We start from the raw sequence: 464 nt of genomic DNA, 5'->3' as shown, positions 1-464 counted from the left end.
GACACAGAAACATCACTTCCATGCATGTTCTCGGCGATTGGAAGGCGAGACTACGATGAGGCCCGAATTCGCTCGTCCGAGTCGCTGCTTCACGTCTTGGCTCGTGCCGGCATTGCGGTGCATTGGAAGGACAACCAGTCAGGCTGCAAGGGCGTCTGTGATGACCTCAGCGTGATTCCTGTGGATCCGCCGGCCGCTGCGGGCCTGTGCTCAGAGGGTAGGTGCCTTGACGAAGCACTCCTGCATGGGTTGGAGTCCGTCGCAGAAGCCTCCGAGACCACTACGGTAGTAGTCCTGCACATGCTTGGTAACCATGGACCCGCCTATTTCAAGCGCTACCCTGCAGCTTTCAGGCGCTTTGAACCCACCTGTGACACGGGCGAGCTGCGCAAGTGCGATCGTCAGAGCATAGTGAATGCCTATGACAATGCAGTGCTCTACACCGACCATGTTCTGGGGCAGGC

1 protein-coding gene is annotated in these 464 nt (G+C 58.4%); it reads left to right on the top strand.

The genetic code is table 11. From position 1 onward, the window contains the following. On the top strand, window positions 1–464 hold a 464-nt coding region (locus E4T88_RS18890; protein ID WP_167755482.1), incomplete at both ends, for a sulfatase-like hydrolase/transferase.

The organism is Dysgonomonas mossii, assembly GCF_004569505.1.
Classification (GTDB): Bacteria; Bacteroidota; Bacteroidia; order Bacteroidales; family Dysgonomonadaceae; genus Dysgonomonas.
This window is presented reverse-complemented; position numbering and strand designations above follow the sequence as displayed.